Origin of the sequence: Agrobacterium sp. GD03872 (assembly GCF_029840625.1) — a bacterium.
In the GTDB taxonomy this organism is placed as follows: Bacteria; Pseudomonadota; Alphaproteobacteria; order Rhizobiales; family Rhizobiaceae; genus Agrobacterium; species Agrobacterium fabrum_A.
On sequence record NZ_JAOCCY010000009.1, the window covers coordinates 119,544 to 135,548 of the forward strand.

18 protein-coding genes and 1 pseudogene are annotated in these 16,005 nt (G+C 61.3%); 10 read left to right on the forward strand and 9 right to left on the reverse strand.

Going from position 1 to position 16,005, the window contains the following annotated elements; translation table 11 throughout:
- Window positions 1-69: 69 nt before the first annotated feature.
- Complete coding sequence (locus N5D22_RS18990; RefSeq protein WP_279658251.1) at window positions 70-1,218, reverse strand: ROK family protein; 1,149 nt, start codon at window positions 1,216-1,218, stop codon at window positions 70-72.
- Between the two features lie 145 nt (window positions 1,219-1,363).
- Between N5D22_RS18990 and N5D22_RS18995 the strand changes: the two genes are divergently transcribed.
- From N5D22_RS18995 to N5D22_RS19020, 6 genes are all read left to right on the forward strand, one after another.
- Window positions 1,364-2,593, forward strand: a complete 1,230-nt coding sequence (locus N5D22_RS18995) for an extracellular solute-binding protein (protein ID WP_279658250.1) — start codon at window positions 1,364-1,366, stop codon at window positions 2,591-2,593.
- A gap of 84 nt (window positions 2,594-2,677) precedes the next feature.
- Complete coding sequence (locus N5D22_RS19000; RefSeq protein ID WP_279658249.1) at window positions 2,678-3,718, forward strand: ABC transporter ATP-binding protein; 1,041 nt, start codon at window positions 2,678-2,680, stop codon at window positions 3,716-3,718.
- On the forward strand, window positions 3,718-4,572 hold the full coding sequence (locus N5D22_RS19005; protein ID WP_279658301.1) for an ABC transporter permease: 855 nt from the start codon (window positions 3,718-3,720) through the stop codon (window positions 4,570-4,572). The genes N5D22_RS19000 and N5D22_RS19005 overlap by 1 nt, the downstream gene beginning before the upstream one ends.
- Window positions 4,572-5,435, forward strand: a complete 864-nt coding sequence (locus tag N5D22_RS19010; RefSeq protein WP_279658248.1) for an ABC transporter permease — start codon at window positions 4,572-4,574, stop codon at window positions 5,433-5,435. The genes N5D22_RS19005 and N5D22_RS19010 overlap by 1 nt, the downstream gene beginning before the upstream one ends.
- Before the next feature lie 46 nt (window positions 5,436-5,481).
- Window positions 5,482-6,378, forward strand: coding sequence for a glycerophosphodiester phosphodiesterase family protein (locus tag N5D22_RS19015; RefSeq protein ID WP_279658247.1), 897 nt, complete (start codon window positions 5,482-5,484; stop codon window positions 6,376-6,378).
- The gene (locus N5D22_RS19020; protein ID WP_279658246.1) at window positions 6,375-7,160 is read left to right on the forward strand and encodes an inositol monophosphatase family protein; all 786 of its coding nucleotides are present in this window, start codon (window positions 6,375-6,377) and stop codon (window positions 7,158-7,160) included. Before N5D22_RS19015 ends, N5D22_RS19020 begins: the two co-directional genes overlap by 4 nt.
- Window positions 7,161-7,231: 71 nt before the next feature.
- On the opposite strand, the gene N5D22_RS19025 is transcribed toward N5D22_RS19020, so the two are convergent.
- Window positions 7,232-7,981 carry an SDR family oxidoreductase gene (locus tag N5D22_RS19025; RefSeq protein ID WP_279658245.1) on the reverse strand — a complete coding sequence of 250 codons (750 nt, stop codon included), beginning with the start codon at window positions 7,979-7,981 and terminating at the stop codon, window positions 7,232-7,234.
- 96 nt (window positions 7,982-8,077) lie between these two features.
- Between N5D22_RS19025 and N5D22_RS19030 the strand changes: the two genes are divergently transcribed.
- Window positions 8,078-9,007 (forward strand): AraC family transcriptional regulator, encoded by a 930-nt coding sequence (locus N5D22_RS19030; protein WP_279658244.1) that lies wholly within the window; start codon window positions 8,078-8,080, stop codon window positions 9,005-9,007.
- Between the two features lie 16 nt (window positions 9,008-9,023).
- Here the strand turns inward: N5D22_RS19030 and N5D22_RS19035 are convergent, their stop codons facing one another.
- From N5D22_RS19035 to N5D22_RS19045, 3 genes are all read right to left on the reverse strand, one after another.
- The gene (locus N5D22_RS19035; RefSeq protein ID WP_279658243.1) at window positions 9,024-9,602 is read right to left on the reverse strand and encodes a flavin reductase family protein; all 579 of its coding nucleotides are present in this window, start codon (window positions 9,600-9,602) and stop codon (window positions 9,024-9,026) included.
- An 11-nt stretch (window positions 9,603-9,613) separates the two neighbouring features.
- Complete coding sequence (gene fdxA, locus N5D22_RS19040) at window positions 9,614-9,949, reverse strand: ferredoxin FdxA (RefSeq protein WP_003499322.1); 336 nt, start codon at window positions 9,947-9,949, stop codon at window positions 9,614-9,616.
- A gap of 104 nt (window positions 9,950-10,053) precedes the next feature.
- A complete protein-coding gene (locus N5D22_RS19045) occupies window positions 10,054-10,653 on the reverse strand; it encodes a superoxide dismutase (protein WP_279658242.1) in 600 nt (199 codons plus the stop codon).
- A 298-nt stretch (window positions 10,654-10,951) separates the two neighbouring features.
- On the opposite strand from N5D22_RS19045, the gene N5D22_RS19050 reads away from it, so the two are divergent.
- Complete coding sequence (locus N5D22_RS19050) at window positions 10,952-11,311, forward strand: VOC family protein (RefSeq protein WP_279658241.1); 360 nt, start codon at window positions 10,952-10,954, stop codon at window positions 11,309-11,311.
- A gap of 99 nt (window positions 11,312-11,410) precedes the next feature.
- Here N5D22_RS19050 and N5D22_RS19055 read toward each other — a convergent pair whose 3' ends face one another.
- Entirely contained in the window at window positions 11,411-11,980 is a 570-nt protein-coding gene (locus N5D22_RS19055; RefSeq protein ID WP_279658240.1) for a TetR/AcrR family transcriptional regulator, read from the reverse strand.
- A 45-nt stretch (window positions 11,981-12,025) separates the two neighbouring features.
- On the opposite strand from N5D22_RS19055, the gene N5D22_RS19060 reads away from it, so the two are divergent.
- The gene (locus N5D22_RS19060) at window positions 12,026-12,553 is read left to right on the forward strand and encodes a dihydrofolate reductase family protein (RefSeq protein WP_279658239.1); all 528 of its coding nucleotides are present in this window, start codon (window positions 12,026-12,028) and stop codon (window positions 12,551-12,553) included.
- 150 nt (window positions 12,554-12,703) lie between these two features.
- On the opposite strand, the gene N5D22_RS19065 is transcribed toward N5D22_RS19060, so the two are convergent.
- Window positions 12,704-13,738 carry an aldo/keto reductase gene (locus N5D22_RS19065; RefSeq protein ID WP_279658238.1) on the reverse strand — a complete coding sequence of 345 codons (1,035 nt, stop codon included), beginning with the start codon at window positions 13,736-13,738 and terminating at the stop codon, window positions 12,704-12,706.
- A 190-nt stretch (window positions 13,739-13,928) separates the two neighbouring features.
- On the opposite strand from N5D22_RS19065, the gene N5D22_RS19070 reads away from it, so the two are divergent.
- Window positions 13,929-14,834 carry a LysR family transcriptional regulator gene (locus tag N5D22_RS19070; protein WP_279658237.1) on the forward strand — a complete coding sequence of 302 codons (906 nt, stop codon included), beginning with the start codon at window positions 13,929-13,931 and terminating at the stop codon, window positions 14,832-14,834.
- 100 nt (window positions 14,835-14,934) lie between these two features.
- On the opposite strand, the gene N5D22_RS19075 is transcribed toward N5D22_RS19070, so the two are convergent.
- Together N5D22_RS19075 and N5D22_RS19080 are read right to left on the reverse strand one after the other, a co-directional pair.
- A complete protein-coding gene (locus N5D22_RS19075) occupies window positions 14,935-15,720 on the reverse strand; it encodes a 2-keto-4-pentenoate hydratase (protein ID WP_279658236.1) in 786 nt (261 codons plus the stop codon).
- Between the two features lie 23 nt (window positions 15,721-15,743).
- Window positions 15,744-16,005: pseudogene (locus tag N5D22_RS19080) on the reverse strand (hypothetical protein); the annotation flags it as partial.

Consider the following 16,005-nt stretch of genomic DNA (forward strand, 5'->3'; position numbering starts at 1 on the left):
GATCAGCGATATGCCCGGCGCAGGTCGCCGGGCATATCGCTGCTTTGCTGAAGTTTGTAGTGTCCGAGACTACAGGAAATAGCGCACCCTGAGCGGCAGCAGCGCCGCGCCGATGGCCGAGGGATCGCCCTGGGTCTCGCTGAGAACCAGCTTCGCCTCCTTCGGCCCGACACCATAACGATGTTCGCGCTGGGACGGCATGTGGACGCGGTCGATCATCATCTTGCCCAGCGCCCGCGGCAGTTGCCCGCCGAAGACGATGGCCTGCGGATCGAGGACCGCGATCAGGCTCGCCACCAGCCGGTCCACCTGCGGCATGGTTTCGGTAAGCCATTCCTCGACGCCCGGCCATGCGGGGTCGAACTGCTGATAGAGCGGTTCGATCGAGTGGATGTCGACGCCGTTCTTCTGCAGCGTGGTGATCAGATATTGCAGCGCCGGGCGCTTTGGCGATTCATCCGGGCTGTATATGCCGCTGAACTCGCCGGCATTGCCGTGAAAACCGTGAAACGGCTGGCCGCCCAGAATGAGGCCGCCGCCGAAACCGTAATTGAAGGACAGATAAGCGAAGGTCTGGCACCAGGAGCCGACACCGCGAAGGCTTTCGCCGATTGCACCGGTGGTGGCGTTGTTTTCCAGCCAGACCGGCAGGCGGAAACGTTTCTCAAGGATCGGCTTCAGGTCCATCAGCGACCAGTCGCGCAGGGGCTCCGGCGCATTGAAGGCGCGGTCCTCAGATACAAAGAAGCCGGACATGGAAAAACCGAGGCCGAGCAGGCGCTCGCGCGGGATGCCATGTTCCGAGAGCAGCCTTGCGAGCGCCAGCGATAATGCGGCGAGCGTCTCCTCCCGGTCCTCCGGAAGCATCTTCAGTTTTTCCTCGGCAATCACGTCGCAGCGGAAATCGGCGATGCAGATCACCACGGAGTCGGTGTTGATGGAAATGCCGAGCGAATAGGCCGCCTCCGGCACCAGCTCGATGGTCGGGCTCGGCTGACCGCGCGTGCCCTTCAGCGGCGCGCCGGTCCGCAGAAGCCCGCGCTCCAGCAGGCCTTCGATCAGCCGGTGCACGGATTGCTGCGTGAGATTGGTGTGGCCGGTGATCGATGCGCGGGCGATGGGGCCGTGGCGACGCACGATATCCAGAATGAGCCGCTCGTTTTCGCTGGCAAGCGGCTGGCGGTCGAAGGTCTGGTGCGGCGTCTGATCTGTGGTCATGGCCTTGGATAACGGCTGCGCGGAGCGGCGGCAACATGGGGCATCCGTTTGCGACAGCATTTTTCACTGGACTGTCACAAATATTACACTTAAAGTGTATTAATAAGGGGCCGGTCAACAACGGGTCCTCAGGAGGAACCATTCAATGCGCATGAAATTTCTTGCGATCGCCGCGCTTGCGCTGGCGACGACGGCAGCGCCGTGCCTATCGGCTGACAGCAATATGAAAAACCTCGACTTCGATCTGTCGAAGGTCACGCGCGACAATTTCTACGACATCGTCGTTCCGGCCGCCAAAGCCGAGGGTGCGGTGACGATGTATAATTTCGCCGGCAGTTTCGCCGATACCTGGAAGGAGCTGATCAGCCGTTTTGAAGCCAAATACGGCATCAAGGTCGCCTATAGCGACGTGAAGGGCGATCAGGCGAACCAGCAGCTTATCGCGGTTCAGGCGGCAGGGCAGGATTCGCCGGTCGATGCCTATTTCGCCGGCGGCGGCAGTTATCCGCTGCTGTCCGCCAAGGGCGTTGTCGGCAATATTGCACTGACGAAAATCCTGCCGAACATGGCCAATTACAATCCGGAAATGGCCGAAACCGTTTTCGGCAAGCCGCATGGCGGCAGCTTCCCGCTGGTGCATCTCAACCAGACGGCTATCGGTTATGACTCTGCCTTCGTGAAGGCCGAGGATGTGCCGAAGAGCTTCGAGGACCTGCTGGCCTGGGCCGAAAAGAACCCCAAGCGCCTCGGCGTCACCCTGCCGGCCAAGGGCGGCTCGGGCGGCGGTTTCATCTATTCGGTGGCGCTCAACTATCTCACCGGCGACTGCCGTGCAAAGCTCATCGACTATAACCAGACGCTGCAGCAGGCCGAAGACTGGGCCATGGAATCCGAGTGCCTCGATCCGGTCTGGGACTATTATCGCCGTCTTCTGGCGGTGGCTGAACTGACCAACGGCAATGCCGATACGCTCAATCTCATCAACAACCAGCAGCTTCACATGGGCACGGTCTGGGAAGATCAGGTCATGAGCTTCCTCGGCACCAAGCAATTGCCCGACAGCTTCCGTGTCACGCTTCTGGAGAAGGGGCAGGTTGGCTCGGGCGACGCCATGTTCGTGCCGGCCAACGCCAAGAATGTCGCCGCGGCGCTGCTTCTGATCGACATGGCGATGAGCAAGGAGTTCCAGCTCTGGAAGCTGGAAAACAAGGCTTCCCGCTCTCCGCGCGCCGATGTCACCAATGATCTGATGCCGACGGCCGTGCAGGAACATGTGCTGCCGCAGAGCGTCTATCCGCGCCTGTCGCTGCCGGCTTTCTGGGACATGTCGACAGCGCTTGCCGAAGCGCTCGATGAAAAAGTCCTCAACCAGTAACGCCGTCGGGATTGCCGGATCGTGTGGCCGCAGGTGGCTGCGCGGTCCGGATACCCTTGGTCAAAAATATGAGGGAGGCTCGTCATGAGTGAACTCGAGATCAGCAATATCAGCAAGGATTACGGGGCGAGCCGGGCGCTTCATCCCGTATCGATCACCGTGGAACGGGGTGAGTTCGTCACCATTCTCGGGCCCTCCGGTTGCGGCAAGTCCACGCTTTTGCGCATCCTTACCGGCATCAGCCAGCCATCGGGCGGCGAGATCCACCTTGGCGGCAAACGCATCGATCAGGCGCCGCCGGAAGCGCGCGACATCGCCATGGTGTTCCAGTCCTATGCGCTTTTCCCGCATATGTCGGTCGCCAAAAATCTCGGCTTCGGGCTAAAGATGAAGAAGGTCGCGAAGGACGAGCGGGCGCGGCGCATCGCCCATGCGCTTGATATCTGCAATCTCACCGGTCTGGTGGATCGCATGCCCCGGCAATTGTCAGGCGGCCAGCAGCAGCGTGTGGCGCTGGCGCGCGCCATCGTCATGCAGCCGAGCCTGCTTCTGTTCGACGAGCCGCTCTCCAACCTCGACGCCAAGCTCCGTGATACGCTGCGCCATGAACTGACCGAGCTTCACCGCCGCATCGGCGCCACCAGCCTTTATGTGACGCATGATCAGGCAGAGGCCATGGCGATGTCGGACCGGATCGTCGTCATGAATGCCGGCCGGGTGGTCGAGATCGGCACGCCGCTCGAGCTTTACCGCGCGCCGAAACACGCCTTTACCGCCGGCTTCCTCGGCCAGACCAATCTTTTGCCGGTCTCCGCTGATGGCCAGCAGGCGGAATTGCCATGGGGTCAGCTGGTGACGCTGGACCGCGCAGCCACCGGCAATGTGCAGATTTCCGTTCGTCCGGAAAACATCCACATCCGCGCCGATCAGGCCGGTGAGGGCACGGTTTCCGCCGTTTCCTTCATGGGCGCCAATGCGCTCTATACGGTCGAGATCGGTGGTCGCCAGATAAGGGTCAGCCAATCCGGCGCGGAAACGTTGATCGATGCCGGGCAAAGGGTCGCCCTGCAGTTTCCCGGCTCGGTCCATCTTCTCGATGACAGGATGGCGGGGGAGGCGGCATGATGGCCGGGCTCCTTCGAAACAGACGCGCCCAGCTTCTATTCCTGCTTTTGCCGGGTGTTGGGTATCTTCTGGTCTTCTTCGGCGGGCCGCTGCTGTCGGCGCTGATCGGCAGCTTCAGGCAGGAGGATGGCAGCTTCACGCTGATGTTCTATGAGCGAATTTTCACCCGTGCGTCGATGATCCGTGGTCTCACCACCTCCATCTATTACGGCGTCATGCCTGTCATCGTTTCGCTTGCGGCCTCGGTGCCGCTGGCGCTTCTCATCCGCAAGAGCTTTCTCGGTCGAAAACTGTTCAGCGGCCTTTACAAGCTGCCGATGGCGGTGCCGGGCATCATCGTCGGCCTGATGGTGATCGTCGTTTTCGAAAGGGGCGGTTTTCTCGACCGGCTGGTCGCGCCGCTCGGGCTGGAACTGCCCAAGCTCGTACGCGACGACTGGGGCGTCGGCGTCATTCTCGCCAGCGTCTGGAAGCAGATACCCTTCATGACGCTGATCATCACCAGCGCCTTTGCAGCCATTCCCGAGGATATACGTTACGCCTCGCGCACGCTTGGGGCTTCGCGGCTGAAGACATTCTTCTTCGTGGAGGTGCCGCTCGCCATGCCGGGCATCACTGCCGCCATTCTTCTGACCTTCATCGGTTCCATGGGCTCCTATGCCATTCCCGACATCGTCGGTCCGCCGACGGCCCGGCCGCTTTCGGTGCTGATGGTCAAGGAATTCAACCAGGGACGTTTCAACCAGGTCTATGCCATGGGCATGGTGCTGAGCCTCTTCGCGGTCTCCGTGCTGCTGCTTTATTACTCCCTGACATCCCGCATCGGCCCCGGCCAAACCCGCGGAGACGCATGATGAGCGCTATAATTCTCGAACCCGCCACCATTGCCCGCCGCCGCGGCTTTACGCCGGAGGACCGGATTTTCGTTTCCATTGGGCTCTATGGTGCGCTGACGCTCGCCATCGCCGTGCCGTTGGCTCTCATGTTCCTCTGGAGCATTGCCGACGGCTGGTCGCCGCCGCTCATCGTGCCGAAGGATTACACCACGGCGCGCTGGGCGAGCATCCTGAACGATGGCAGCCTCATCCGCGCCGCGGTCAACAGCATCCTCATCGCCATCGTCGTCACCTTCCTGACGGCCGCCATAGCGCTACCCACCGCCTGGGCCATGGCGCGTTTTCCCTTCCGGCTGAAACGGCTGGTGGAAATCTTCATTCTGGCGCCGATCATCATTCCCGGGCTTGTCGTCGCCGTCGGCATCGGGCAGGTGTTCCTTCTGTTCGGCCTCGCCTATTCGGTGACGGGGGTCATCCTCGTGCAGATCGTCGGCACCCTGCCGCTGATGATCCGGCTGATGACGGCGGCGCTGGAGACCATTCCCGACGACCTCATCCATGCCGCGCGCTCGCTCGGCGCGGGCACGGTCGGGATCGTTTTTCACATCATATTGCCGCTGGCCGTGCCCGGCCTTCTCGCCGGCGGGCTGATGTCCTTCATCGGCAGCTTCGAGGAATTCGACAAGTCCTTCATCGTCGGCGCGCCTGTCGTCGAGACCCTGCCGATCAAGCTTTACATGTATCTCGATCCCTATTCGATGCAGCTGCCGCTCGCCGCCATCGTCTCCTTCATCCTGCTTCTTCCCGCACTCATCGTCTTCATCATCGCCGGTCGCATCCTGCGCGACGACCTGATGGCGGCGGGTATGGGGAAAATCTGATCCGGGCAGTCAAACCCGGTAATTGCAACGTCCGAAAGTGAAAATCATGCACCAGACCCTTGCTGCCTCCCGCAATACCTCCAATCCCTGCAATGTGCTTGCACTCTGCTCGCGCGACAATCCGGCCATCCTGACCATCGCCCATCGCGGCTTCTGGACCGCCACCGCCGAAAACTCGCTCGCCTCCGTCCGCGCTGCGGTCGCGGCCGGCGTCGAGATGATCGAGATCGACACGCAGGCGACGGCCGATGGCCGGCTGGTCGTCATTCACGATGAAACGCTCGACCGCACCACGACGGGCAAGGGAACCGTGAGCGCGCTGCCTTTCGAGGTGGTCCGCGCAGCGCAGCTGAAGGCCGGCGCAGGCGGCGAGGCCGCTGAGTTGACCGATGAATGCGTGCCGACGCTGGAGGAGCTGCTGGAAGAGGCGCGCGGCAGGATCACCGTCAATATCGACACCAAATTCACCCGCGATCTGCCGCAGGTCATGGAAACCGTGCTGCGCCTCGGCGTCGAGGATCAGGTGCTGGTGAAGACCGATATCGATCCTGAAGCGGGCCGTTTCGAGGTGCTGAACACTGACTGGTTCGGCAAGATCCCGCATATGCCGATGTTCCCGGTCCGGAAGGGCAAGTTCGCCGAGGATCTGCGCCGTATCGAGGCGTTGAACGCACCGATGATCGAGGTGAAATTTACCGATATCGCCGATCTCACCGAAGGCCGGGCCGAGATGGAGCGCCAGAATATCCGCCTGTGGATCAACACGCTTGATGTGTCCCATTGCGTTGATTTCAACGATACGCGGGCGCTTTCAAATCCCGAAACCGTGTGGGGTGCTCTTGCCGAGGCCGGCGTCGGTGCGATCCAGACGGATGAAGTCGAAGCCTTCACGGGCTGGCTGAAGGCGGGCGCCGGTGAGACGGGCAGGGCGTGGAAACGATGAGCGAGCGGCTCGACCGCGCTGTCGCCATCATCGAGGAAGCGATGGGCCTTGCCCTTCGCTTTTTCGAGGCGCGCGACGCCATCGCCACCCGAATGAAGGGTTTTCAGGATTTCGTCTCGGAAGCCGACACCACTGTCGAAAGGTTGGTTCGGGACCGTCTGGCGGCCGCCTTTCCCGGCGAAACCGTGCTGGGCGAAGAAATGGGCGGCGTTGCCGATGACGCCTACTGGATCATCGATCCCATCGACGGCACCGCCAATTTTCTGCGCGGTTCGCCGCTCTGGGGCATCTCGCTCGGTTTCGTGCGGAGCGGCCGACCGGAACTCGGCGTTGTCGCCATGCCGATGTTCAAGGACATTTATGCGGCGGCGGATGGAACCGGGCTGATGCTGAACGGCAAGCCGCTTGCCCGCCAGGTGCCCTTCGAGGCTGTGCAGGTCATGTCGCTCGGCGACAGCGCCGCCGCCGATGCGGAAGAAGTGGCGACTCTCAATGTTGGGCTTCGGCATGCGGGCTGGGTGGTGGAATCCATCCGCTCGACATCGATAGGCCTTGCCTTTGCCGCACGCGGCATCTTCGACGGCCATCTGCAGAAACTGACGACCATGTGGGACATCGCCGGCGGTGTCGTTCTCGCAAGGGAAGCGGGTCTCGATGTCCGCATCGGGACGCGCCCCGGCAGCGGCATCCCCTGGGTTGCCGCTGCCACGCCGGCGCTGATGACGGCGACGAAGGGGCTGTGGCCGGAAATTGCGGAGAAAGCACCGGCGGAAACTGCGTGAGATGCCGAGAACATCGATGCCGGGTGTTGCTGAAGCACCCGGCATCTGCGGTTTATCCACGTTCTAGCGCGTCAGTTTCCCCGAGCCAGCGCGACGGCATCCGGGCCCGCCGGAAAACGAAGCTGGCCGGATACGTCATGGACGGCATTCCAGACCGTCTCGGCGACATCATCTTGCGTGGTCGTCATGGCTGGCGTGGCGAAACCTTCAAGGATTGGCGCTGCAAAGCCCATGTAGTCGTCCGGCAGCAATTGCTCCAGCGGCAGGATGGCGTTTGCGGTGAAACGGGTCGTCGGTGCGTAACCCGGTTCGACCAGCTTCACGCGGATGCCGAAATGACCGAGCTCATGCGCAAGCGAACCGGAAAAACCCTGGATCGCCTGCTTGCTGGCGGTGTAGGCGGCGGCGAGCGGGAAGGAGGCGAGCGTGGCGCTGGAGGTGACGTTGACGATCGTGCCGGACCGGCGTTTCCGCATCTGCGGGATGATCGCCTGCGTCATTGCCATCACACCGAAGCTGTTGGTGTCGAAGATCGTACGGATTGCCGACATGGGCGTGGCTTCGAAAGCCCCGACCATGCCGATGCCGGCATTGTTTACCAGCACATCGACCGGGCCTGCCGCATCGATCAGGGCCGCGATGCTCTTTTCTTCCGTCACATCGAGAGGAAGGACGCGCAAACGTCCGGTATCGTCACCGAAGCGGCTCGCATCCGGATTTCGCATGGTCGCGACGACGTTCCAGCCGCGGGACAGAAAGAACGCGGCGGTCGCCTTGCCATAACCAGACGAGGTGCCGGTGATGAGGATGGTCTTGGTCATCATAAGTCTCCATTGTTCGATGCCATTGGAGATAGACGACGTTATCTGGATGATATATGCTTATTAAGCCGAAATTTATTATTGATCGTCCAGAGAATGGATCCACTCAGCGATATTATCGACCTCCTGCGCCCGAGCGCCGCCGTGTCCAAGCCGATTTCCGGGCGGGGCCGGTGGGGCGTGCGTTATCGCGCTTATGACGCTCCGGGTTTTGCAATCGTCCTTTCCGGCGCGGCCTGGGTTCTGCTCGAGGGCCGCGAACCCCAGCGGCTGGCGTGCGGTGATTTCCTGCTCCTGCCATCGACGCCGGCTTTCTCGCTCTGCAGCGATACCGATGTCGAATGTATTCCGGTGGAGCCGCAAGACCGGGCGGTCCGGCATGGTGAACAGGAAGGAGAGCCGGATTTCGTTGCGCTGGGGGGAAGCTTCATGTTCGAGCGGGTCAATGCCGCGCTTCTGCTTTCGCTGATGCCCGGGCTGATCCATGTGCCGGCGGGCGAGAGCGGAGCATCGCGGCTGGCGCGCCTCATAGAATTGCTGTCGGAGGAATGCGCCAGTGAGGATGCGGGCAAGGAACTCATCATCCGGCGCATGCTGGAGGTTCTTTTGATCGAAGTGCTGCGTCGTCCCGACGCCGGCAGCGAGGCTATTCCGGTGGGGCTGGTGAAGGGAATGCGCTTGCCCGGCCTTGCCCGCGCCTTGTCTGCCATGCATGCCAATATCCGCGCCAACTGGACGGTGGCCGAACTGGCCGGGATCGCCGGCATGTCGCGCTCGGCCTTTGCCGCGCGTTTTGCTGAAATGCTCGGCTGCGCGCCGATCGAATATCTGGCGCGCTGGCGGATGGCGCTTGCCAGGGACGCGCTGATGCGCGGCGTAAAGTCGCTCGATCATATCGCGGATGAGATCGGCTACGAATCCGCCAGCGCATTCAGTACCGCTTTCCGCAGGAGAATGGGGGTTGCACCGGGCAGCTTTGCCCGCGCCAATGATGAGAGACGCCGGCGGCCGGCGGCTTTCCTCTAGGCCTTGTCCGCCGATTTCACGAGGAAATGGCTGAGCCGGCTTCGGCCACGCCGGTATAGCTGCGTTCGCTCCAGAGCAGGGCTTTCCGCCTTCGATCCGCTGTCGCTTCGATGATGGCGCCGACGAAGAGCATGTGGTCCGCGGCATCGATGGAGCCGACGAGTTCGCAATCCATGGACAGCAGCGCATGGGCGAGCTTCGGGTTTCCTGACGGCCAGAGGCCCCAGTCGCCGACGGAAAACCGGTCCGGATGATTTCCTTTTCCCGCAAAGACATCGGCAATCTCCTCCTGTTCCGAGGACAGAGCGGCGACCGAAAAGCGTCGGCTCGCGGCGATGAGATCGACCATGCGGCTGCTGGCGTCGATGGAGACCATCAGAAGCGGCGGCTCGGCGCTGAGGGGCATGAAGGATGTGATCGTCCGCCCGATCCGCTCTCCGGCGTGTGAGGCCGTGGCCACTGCTACCGTGAAGGCAAGCCCGGCCATTGAATCCTTGAATTCACGCGGCGAGATCGTCGGCGCCGCGCACGCCTTCAGCGGAATATGCGCGTGATTGACCACGCCGCCGTCGATCAGCCTGAAATTATGAGACATGCAGTGCCGGGCTAACCGCCCGCTCCCGGATTTTTCGAAAAAATGGACATCTTGGCCGCAGCGCCATTCATGATGTCGGCGTTATCAGGCGGGTTCCCTTTCTGGTACACCCTTGGCCAGATGCCGGAATAATGGCGGTTGAGGTCTAGCCAGACATGCAGCCCCGCTTCGGTATCCGGCCGGATGGCCGCGGCGGGACATTCGCCCTCGCAGATCCCGCAGTCGATACATTGATCGGGATGGATGACGAGCATGTTCTCGCCTTCGTAAAAACATTCCACCGGACAGACTTCCACGCAGTCCATATATTTGCAGGCGATGCAGTTTTCGGTGACGACATAGGGCATTGAGACGCTCGAATGGAGTTGCAGCCGGACGGCGGCTGTCCGGCTGCGCCTGACCCGGCCGGCCGCCCAGGGCAGCGGCAGCAACCGGATCGGTGGGACTTAAATCAGAGGCGGGCGGCGACCGCCTGCCAGTTCACCAGATTGTCGATGAAATTTTCGAGATAAGCCGGGCGCTTGTTGCGGAAATCGATGTAATAGCTGTGTTCCCAGACATCGCAGCCGAGCAGCGCCTTCTGCCCGAAGCACAGTGGATTGACACCGTTTTCCGTGCGGGTGATCTTCAGCGAACCATCGGTATCCACCACCAGCCACGCCCAGCCCGAGCCGAATTGCGACGCGCCGGCGAGGGCGAAATTCTGCTTGAACAGCGCCACCGAGCCGAAGGACTGCGTCAGCGCATCTTCGAGCGTTCTGGGGATGGCAAATCTTTGCGGCCCCATGATTTCCCAGAAGAGATTGTGGTTCCAGTGCTGGGAGGCGTTGTTGAAGATGCCGGACTGCGCCACCGCACCTTTCTCGTAGGTGCCCCGAACGATCTCCTCAAGGCTTCTGTTTTCCCACTCGGTGCCTGATATCGCCTTGTTGAGATTATCGACATAGGCCTTGTGATGGAGATCATGATGAAACTTCAGCGTCTCCTCGGACATGCCCGAGGGGGCGAGCGCATCATGGGCGTAAGGGAGGTCGGGAAGCTGGAAAGCCATGGGGTATCCTTTGTCAACTGTTCGCTCAAGAGCATGAAAAGAGCCTTGTGAAAACAAGGTGACACTATCTCTAGAACCTCAACCATGATTGAGGTCAAGGGCTTTTTTACTGTACCCTGCGACACCGTCCGACGGGACGACAGAAGGCGTTTCCGGTCGAGCAGGGGTGCTATGGCCTGCCGGTCCATACTGGGCTTGCCTCTGCAACTTCGAGCTGGCGCCGCCGTTGGTTCTGCCTGATATTCCCGATACGGGCGCGCAGCACCGCGCCTATTCTCACGAGGCGGGAGGAGAGCCCATGGCGAGAGCCGTTGGAATTGGAGGGGTGTTCTTCAGGGCGGCGGATCCTGCCGGCCTGGCCGAATGGTATCAGAAACATCTCGGCATCGACGATCTGCACGTGTCCGTATGGCGGCAGGAGGCCGGAATGACGATCTTCGGGCCTTTCGCCAGGGATAGTGATTATTTCGGCCGCGCCGAACAGCAATGGATGATCAATTTCCGCGTCGACGATCTCGACGGTCTGATCGCGGATCTCACCGCAAACGGCGTCAAGGTCGAAACCCGGGCAGAATGGGATTCCGAAGTCGGTCGTTTCGCGCGGATTCACGACCCGGAAGGCAATCCCGTGGAATTGTGGGAGCCTGCGCCGAGCTGACGGCCGGAAGGCCATATGGGCTGAAACACGTCCGGCTGCCGAGGTTGCGGGGGTCTCGGGCGGAGACCCCGCGAAAATCCGGAAAGGCGTGATTTATGATTATCGCCCGGCGCGTTTCGCTATGACAACCCATTCTTCCAGCGCTTTGCGGATCGCCGAACCGGCGTCGCCATCGCGGGTGAATGCCCACCACGTGTGGGCTCCCTGCCAGATGGCGGCCATCTGCCAGCCAAGCCGTTCGGCATTTTCCCCGTCGTCCGAAACACGGCGGCCGAGCGCATGGGCAAGCGTGCGCCCCCAAAGCGCACCTCTCGCTCGCAGGACCGGATTGCGAATATCCTCCCGCAGCAGCAGCAATCCGTCACTCGCATTCTGTTCTGCGGATTCAGAAGGCATCAACCCCAGAAGCAGGGATATGGCGCCCTGCGGTGTCACGGGTTCCTTCGCGTCGGCCGCCTCCGTTGCGGACTGAAGTCCGTCCCATGCGCGCAGAAGCACGGCTTCGACAAGGTCTTCACGCTTGCCGTAACGCTGCACCAGCGTTGCGGCAGAGAGGCCGCAAGCCTTTGCGGCCGCGGCGAAGGTCAGGCCATCGGGCCCGGTTTGCAACATCAGCGGCAGCAGGGCGTCCAGCGCCTCATCATCGGAAATAAGCTTGTGTCTTGGCATATTTATATATAAACATATATTCGTTTATAAATCAAGGAGAATGAGATGGCGATCATTCGCGGATATATTGCTGCCAGTCTGGATGGGTTGATCGTGTCGGGAGACGGCTCGCTCGACTGGCTCCATAAATATGACGACATGGACCTGGGCGAGCATGATTATCGGCAGTTCCTGAAGGGGATCAGGACGGTGGTCATGGGGCGGGCGACCTATGATTTCATTGCCAGCGAGCCGTGGCCCTGGGCCTATGGCGACCGGCGTGTGATCGTCGTCACCTCGCGGCCGATCGAGCAGCCGAAGGGGCCGCTGGAGATCCGCACCGACGTGGATTCGTTGATCCGGGAATTGCGTGCTCTCGATGACGGCGATGTCTGGATGCTGGGCGGCGGCCGGTTGCAGATGGCCTTCATGGAGCGCGATGCGCTGGATGAGATCGAGATATATCTTATCCCGGAAATACTTGGCTCCGGCCAACCGCTTTTCCCGCTCACCGGGCATCGTGCAAGCCCAACTCTGGTCAGCGCCACGGCGATCGACAAAGGCTGCGTTCGGTTGCATTACCGTTTCCTGTAATAATGCCCTGGGCGGTTCGCCACGGACATCGATCTGACATGCTGAAGGCAGCCCGAGGGCTGCCTTTTCCGGATTTGCTCTTGAACCAATATGCCGGAACTCACCGCCTGCATGGCGTTCCGCCATTGCCTCACCATGAACGGGCGAGTGTCATATGGCCGGCGGATCAAGCCGGGCAAAGCCCGCTTGCCGCTGGTAGGGAAAGTGCGGATAGGGTGCGGTCGTCTCACTCGCCTCGTCCAGCCGCGCCACCTGCGCGGGCGTCAGCTCCCATCCCACGGCATCGAGGTTCTGGCGAAGCTGTTCTTCATTGCGCGCGCCGATGATGACGGTGGAGACGGTGGGGCGCCTGAGCAGCCAGTTGAGGGCGATCTGCGGTACGGTCCTGCCCGTTTCTTCCGCCACGGTCTCCAGCGCATCGATGACGCGGTAGAGATGTTCATCATTGACCGGCGGGCCGAAGCTTGCGGTCTCGTGCAGGCGGCTGCCTTCCGGCAAGGGTGTGCCGCGGCGGATCTTGCCGGTCAACCGCCCCCAGCCTAGCGGGCTCCAGACCATGGCGCCGAGGCCCTGATCTGCACCGAGCGGCATCAGATCCCATTCGTAATCGCGGCCGATCAGGGAATAGTAGACCTGATTGACCACATAACGCGGCCAGCCGTAACGATCGGCAACCGCCAGCGATTTCATGATCTGCCAGCCGGAAAAATTCGAGACGCCGGTATATCGCACCTTGCCGGAACGGACGAGCGTATCGAGTGTCGACAGCACTTCCTCAACCGGCGTAAAGGCATCGAAAGCATGAAGCTGAAGGATGTCGATATAGTCGGTCTTTAGGCGGCGCAGGGCGTCATCCACCGCCCGCAGCAACCGGAAGCGGGATGATCCGGCCTCGTTCGGCCCGTCGCCTATCGGCAGGCTGGTCTTGGTTGAGATCAGGACGCTGTCGCGTCGTCCCCGGATCGCCTCGCCGAGTACCTCTTCCGATGCCCCGTTGGAATAGACATCGGCCGTGTCGAACAGGGTCACGCCGGCTTCGAGACAGATATCGACCAGACGCCGGGCTTCCGTCGCATCCGAGGTGCCCCAATTGCTGAAGAGCGGGCCGGAGCCGCCGAAGGTTCCGGTGCCGAAACTCAGGACCGGCACTTTCAGGCCGGATTTGCCGAGATAGCGATATTCCATGAGGACTTTCCTTTGTTGCTTCGGAGCGCCTGCGGGCCAGGCGGTGGTTGCACCGTGTCCTGTCGGTCCCGTCGTGGCCCGGCAGAGAAAGGTTGCGATGTTCGGCAGTCGCTGTCTGAAGGAAGATAGACGCTTGCTCTTCAATGAAATAGAATGCTGAAAATAATATCACTTGTGAGATCAACTCATCATGGCGCGACTGGAGATCAACCGGGCAGGGGAGATGGAAATCTTCGTGCGGGTCGTCGAACTCGGCGGTTTTTCCCGCGCGGCCGCGGCGGCAAACATGACGCCTTCGGCGGTGAGCAAGCTGATCGCCCGGCTGGAAAGTCGGTTGGGAGCGCGCCTGCTCAACCGTTCCACCCGGCAGCTTCAGATAACCCCGGAGGGCTGCGCCTTTTATGAAAGGGCCACCCGCATCCTCGCTGATCTTGAAGAGGCCGAACGCGCCGCCGGTGAGGGCGAACAGGCTGCCGGCCGCGTGCGCATCAATACCAGCGCCTCTTATGCAACGCATATTCTTGCGCCTGTCCTGCCGCGGTTTCTGGCGCTTTATCCTGATATCACGCTCGATATCGTCCAGACCGATCTGGTGGTCGACCTTCTCGCGGAGCGTATGGATGTGGCGGTGCGCGCCGGGCCGCTCAAAAGCTCAAGCCTGGTGGCGCGAAAACTCGGTGAGACGGGCATGATCATCGCCGCCGCCCCTCAATATCTGCAGCGTTGCGGCATGCCGCAAACCCTAATGGATCTCGAGGGGCACAATAGGCTCGGGTTTGGTTATGCCCGTGCCGTTGACGGATGGCCGTTGCGGGCAGACGGCAAGACCGTCGTCATTCCAGCCACCGGGCGCGTGCAGGTAAGCGATGGTGAGGGCCTGCGCCGCCTTGCCCTTGCCGGTGTCGGGCTGGTTCGTCTTGCAGCTTTCACGGTGAGGGAGGATATCGCCGCCGGCCGGCTCGTATCTGTCCTCGATCATCTCGATGCGGGTGAGAAAGAGGCGTTTCATGCCGTCTATGTCGGCCAGCGCGGGCCGCTGCCGGCGCGTATCAGGGTGTTGCTCGATTTTCTCGGCGAATATGGGCGGGTGACATAAGTTTCCGGCAACGCCGAACGGCCTCGGCCGCAGGACGGCGTGGGTGGTGACAAAGAAGACTGCAATCCGCGAAAACGGCGGGACCCGGATGACCGGGCGTCTACGATCTCGGACCGGACAAGGTGAAAGCTCCGACCGATTTCAGTCTTATATGCGTCTCGTCGGCAAGTGTGGAGGATATAGCGCCGCAGAGGCTGCCGGTCGTCACCACGTTGCCTGCCTTGAGCATATTGCCCGTATTGAGCGCCGCATTTGCAAAGGCGATCAGCGGCGCGAGCGGGTCGCCATTCGGGTGTTTTACCGCGGCGTCGAAGCGTTGCTCCGGCCCCTCGGTAACGGTGAGATGCGGCAGGTTCCCGCCGTTGCCGGCAAAGATTTCCACGATGCCCTTATCCACTTCCGGGCCGATGACGAAACCATGGTTGGCGAGGCGATCCGCGAGAAAAAGCGGAAACGGCACCTGATTTTTCTCCACCAGCCTGTAGCGGAGAAGTTCAGCGCCAAGATGGACCCTGTCGATATAAGCAATCAGGTCGGCCCTTGTCAGCGGCCCCGCTGCCGCAGCGGGAATATCCGCCGAAAGCGTAAAGCAGATCTCGACCTCGATACCCTCGGTGCCGCCATGGGGAAAAGAAGCTGCATTGGCTTCATCGACCCGGACGCAATCGAACATGGGCGCTGCAATTGCCTCACCATCCGGGCGGATCGCGAGCTTCCAGCCGGCGACTGGTTTTTCAGAATGGCCAGCAAAAGCCCGCTGCACCGCCATGGCCTCTTCAAGGGTGCCGGGAATGAGACCCTTCGCCTGCACCGCCGCCAGAGAAAATTTCTCCCCCTTGCGGCTCGCGGCCGTAAAGCTTTCAGCCAGTTTTTCGATTGCCGTCATTGCGTTCATGGTCCCAGATGGTTTCAAACGCCAAATGCTGTCACGATTTGGCGCTCACTGCCAAGGCCATCAATGCCGGGTTCGACCACATCGCCGACTTTCAGAAGAGGTGGGGTCGGTTTCATTGCCAGGTCAGCGCCGGACAATACCGGTCCCCGCGTCGCCTGCTGCGGGCTTTGTGGGAGAGCAAATGAATAGTGTTTGTGGTTGACAGCGTCACAAAACATAAATTCAAGCGTTTGCTTCTGGGTTTCCTTCGCGTATTCGTCCTCTACCACGACGTAG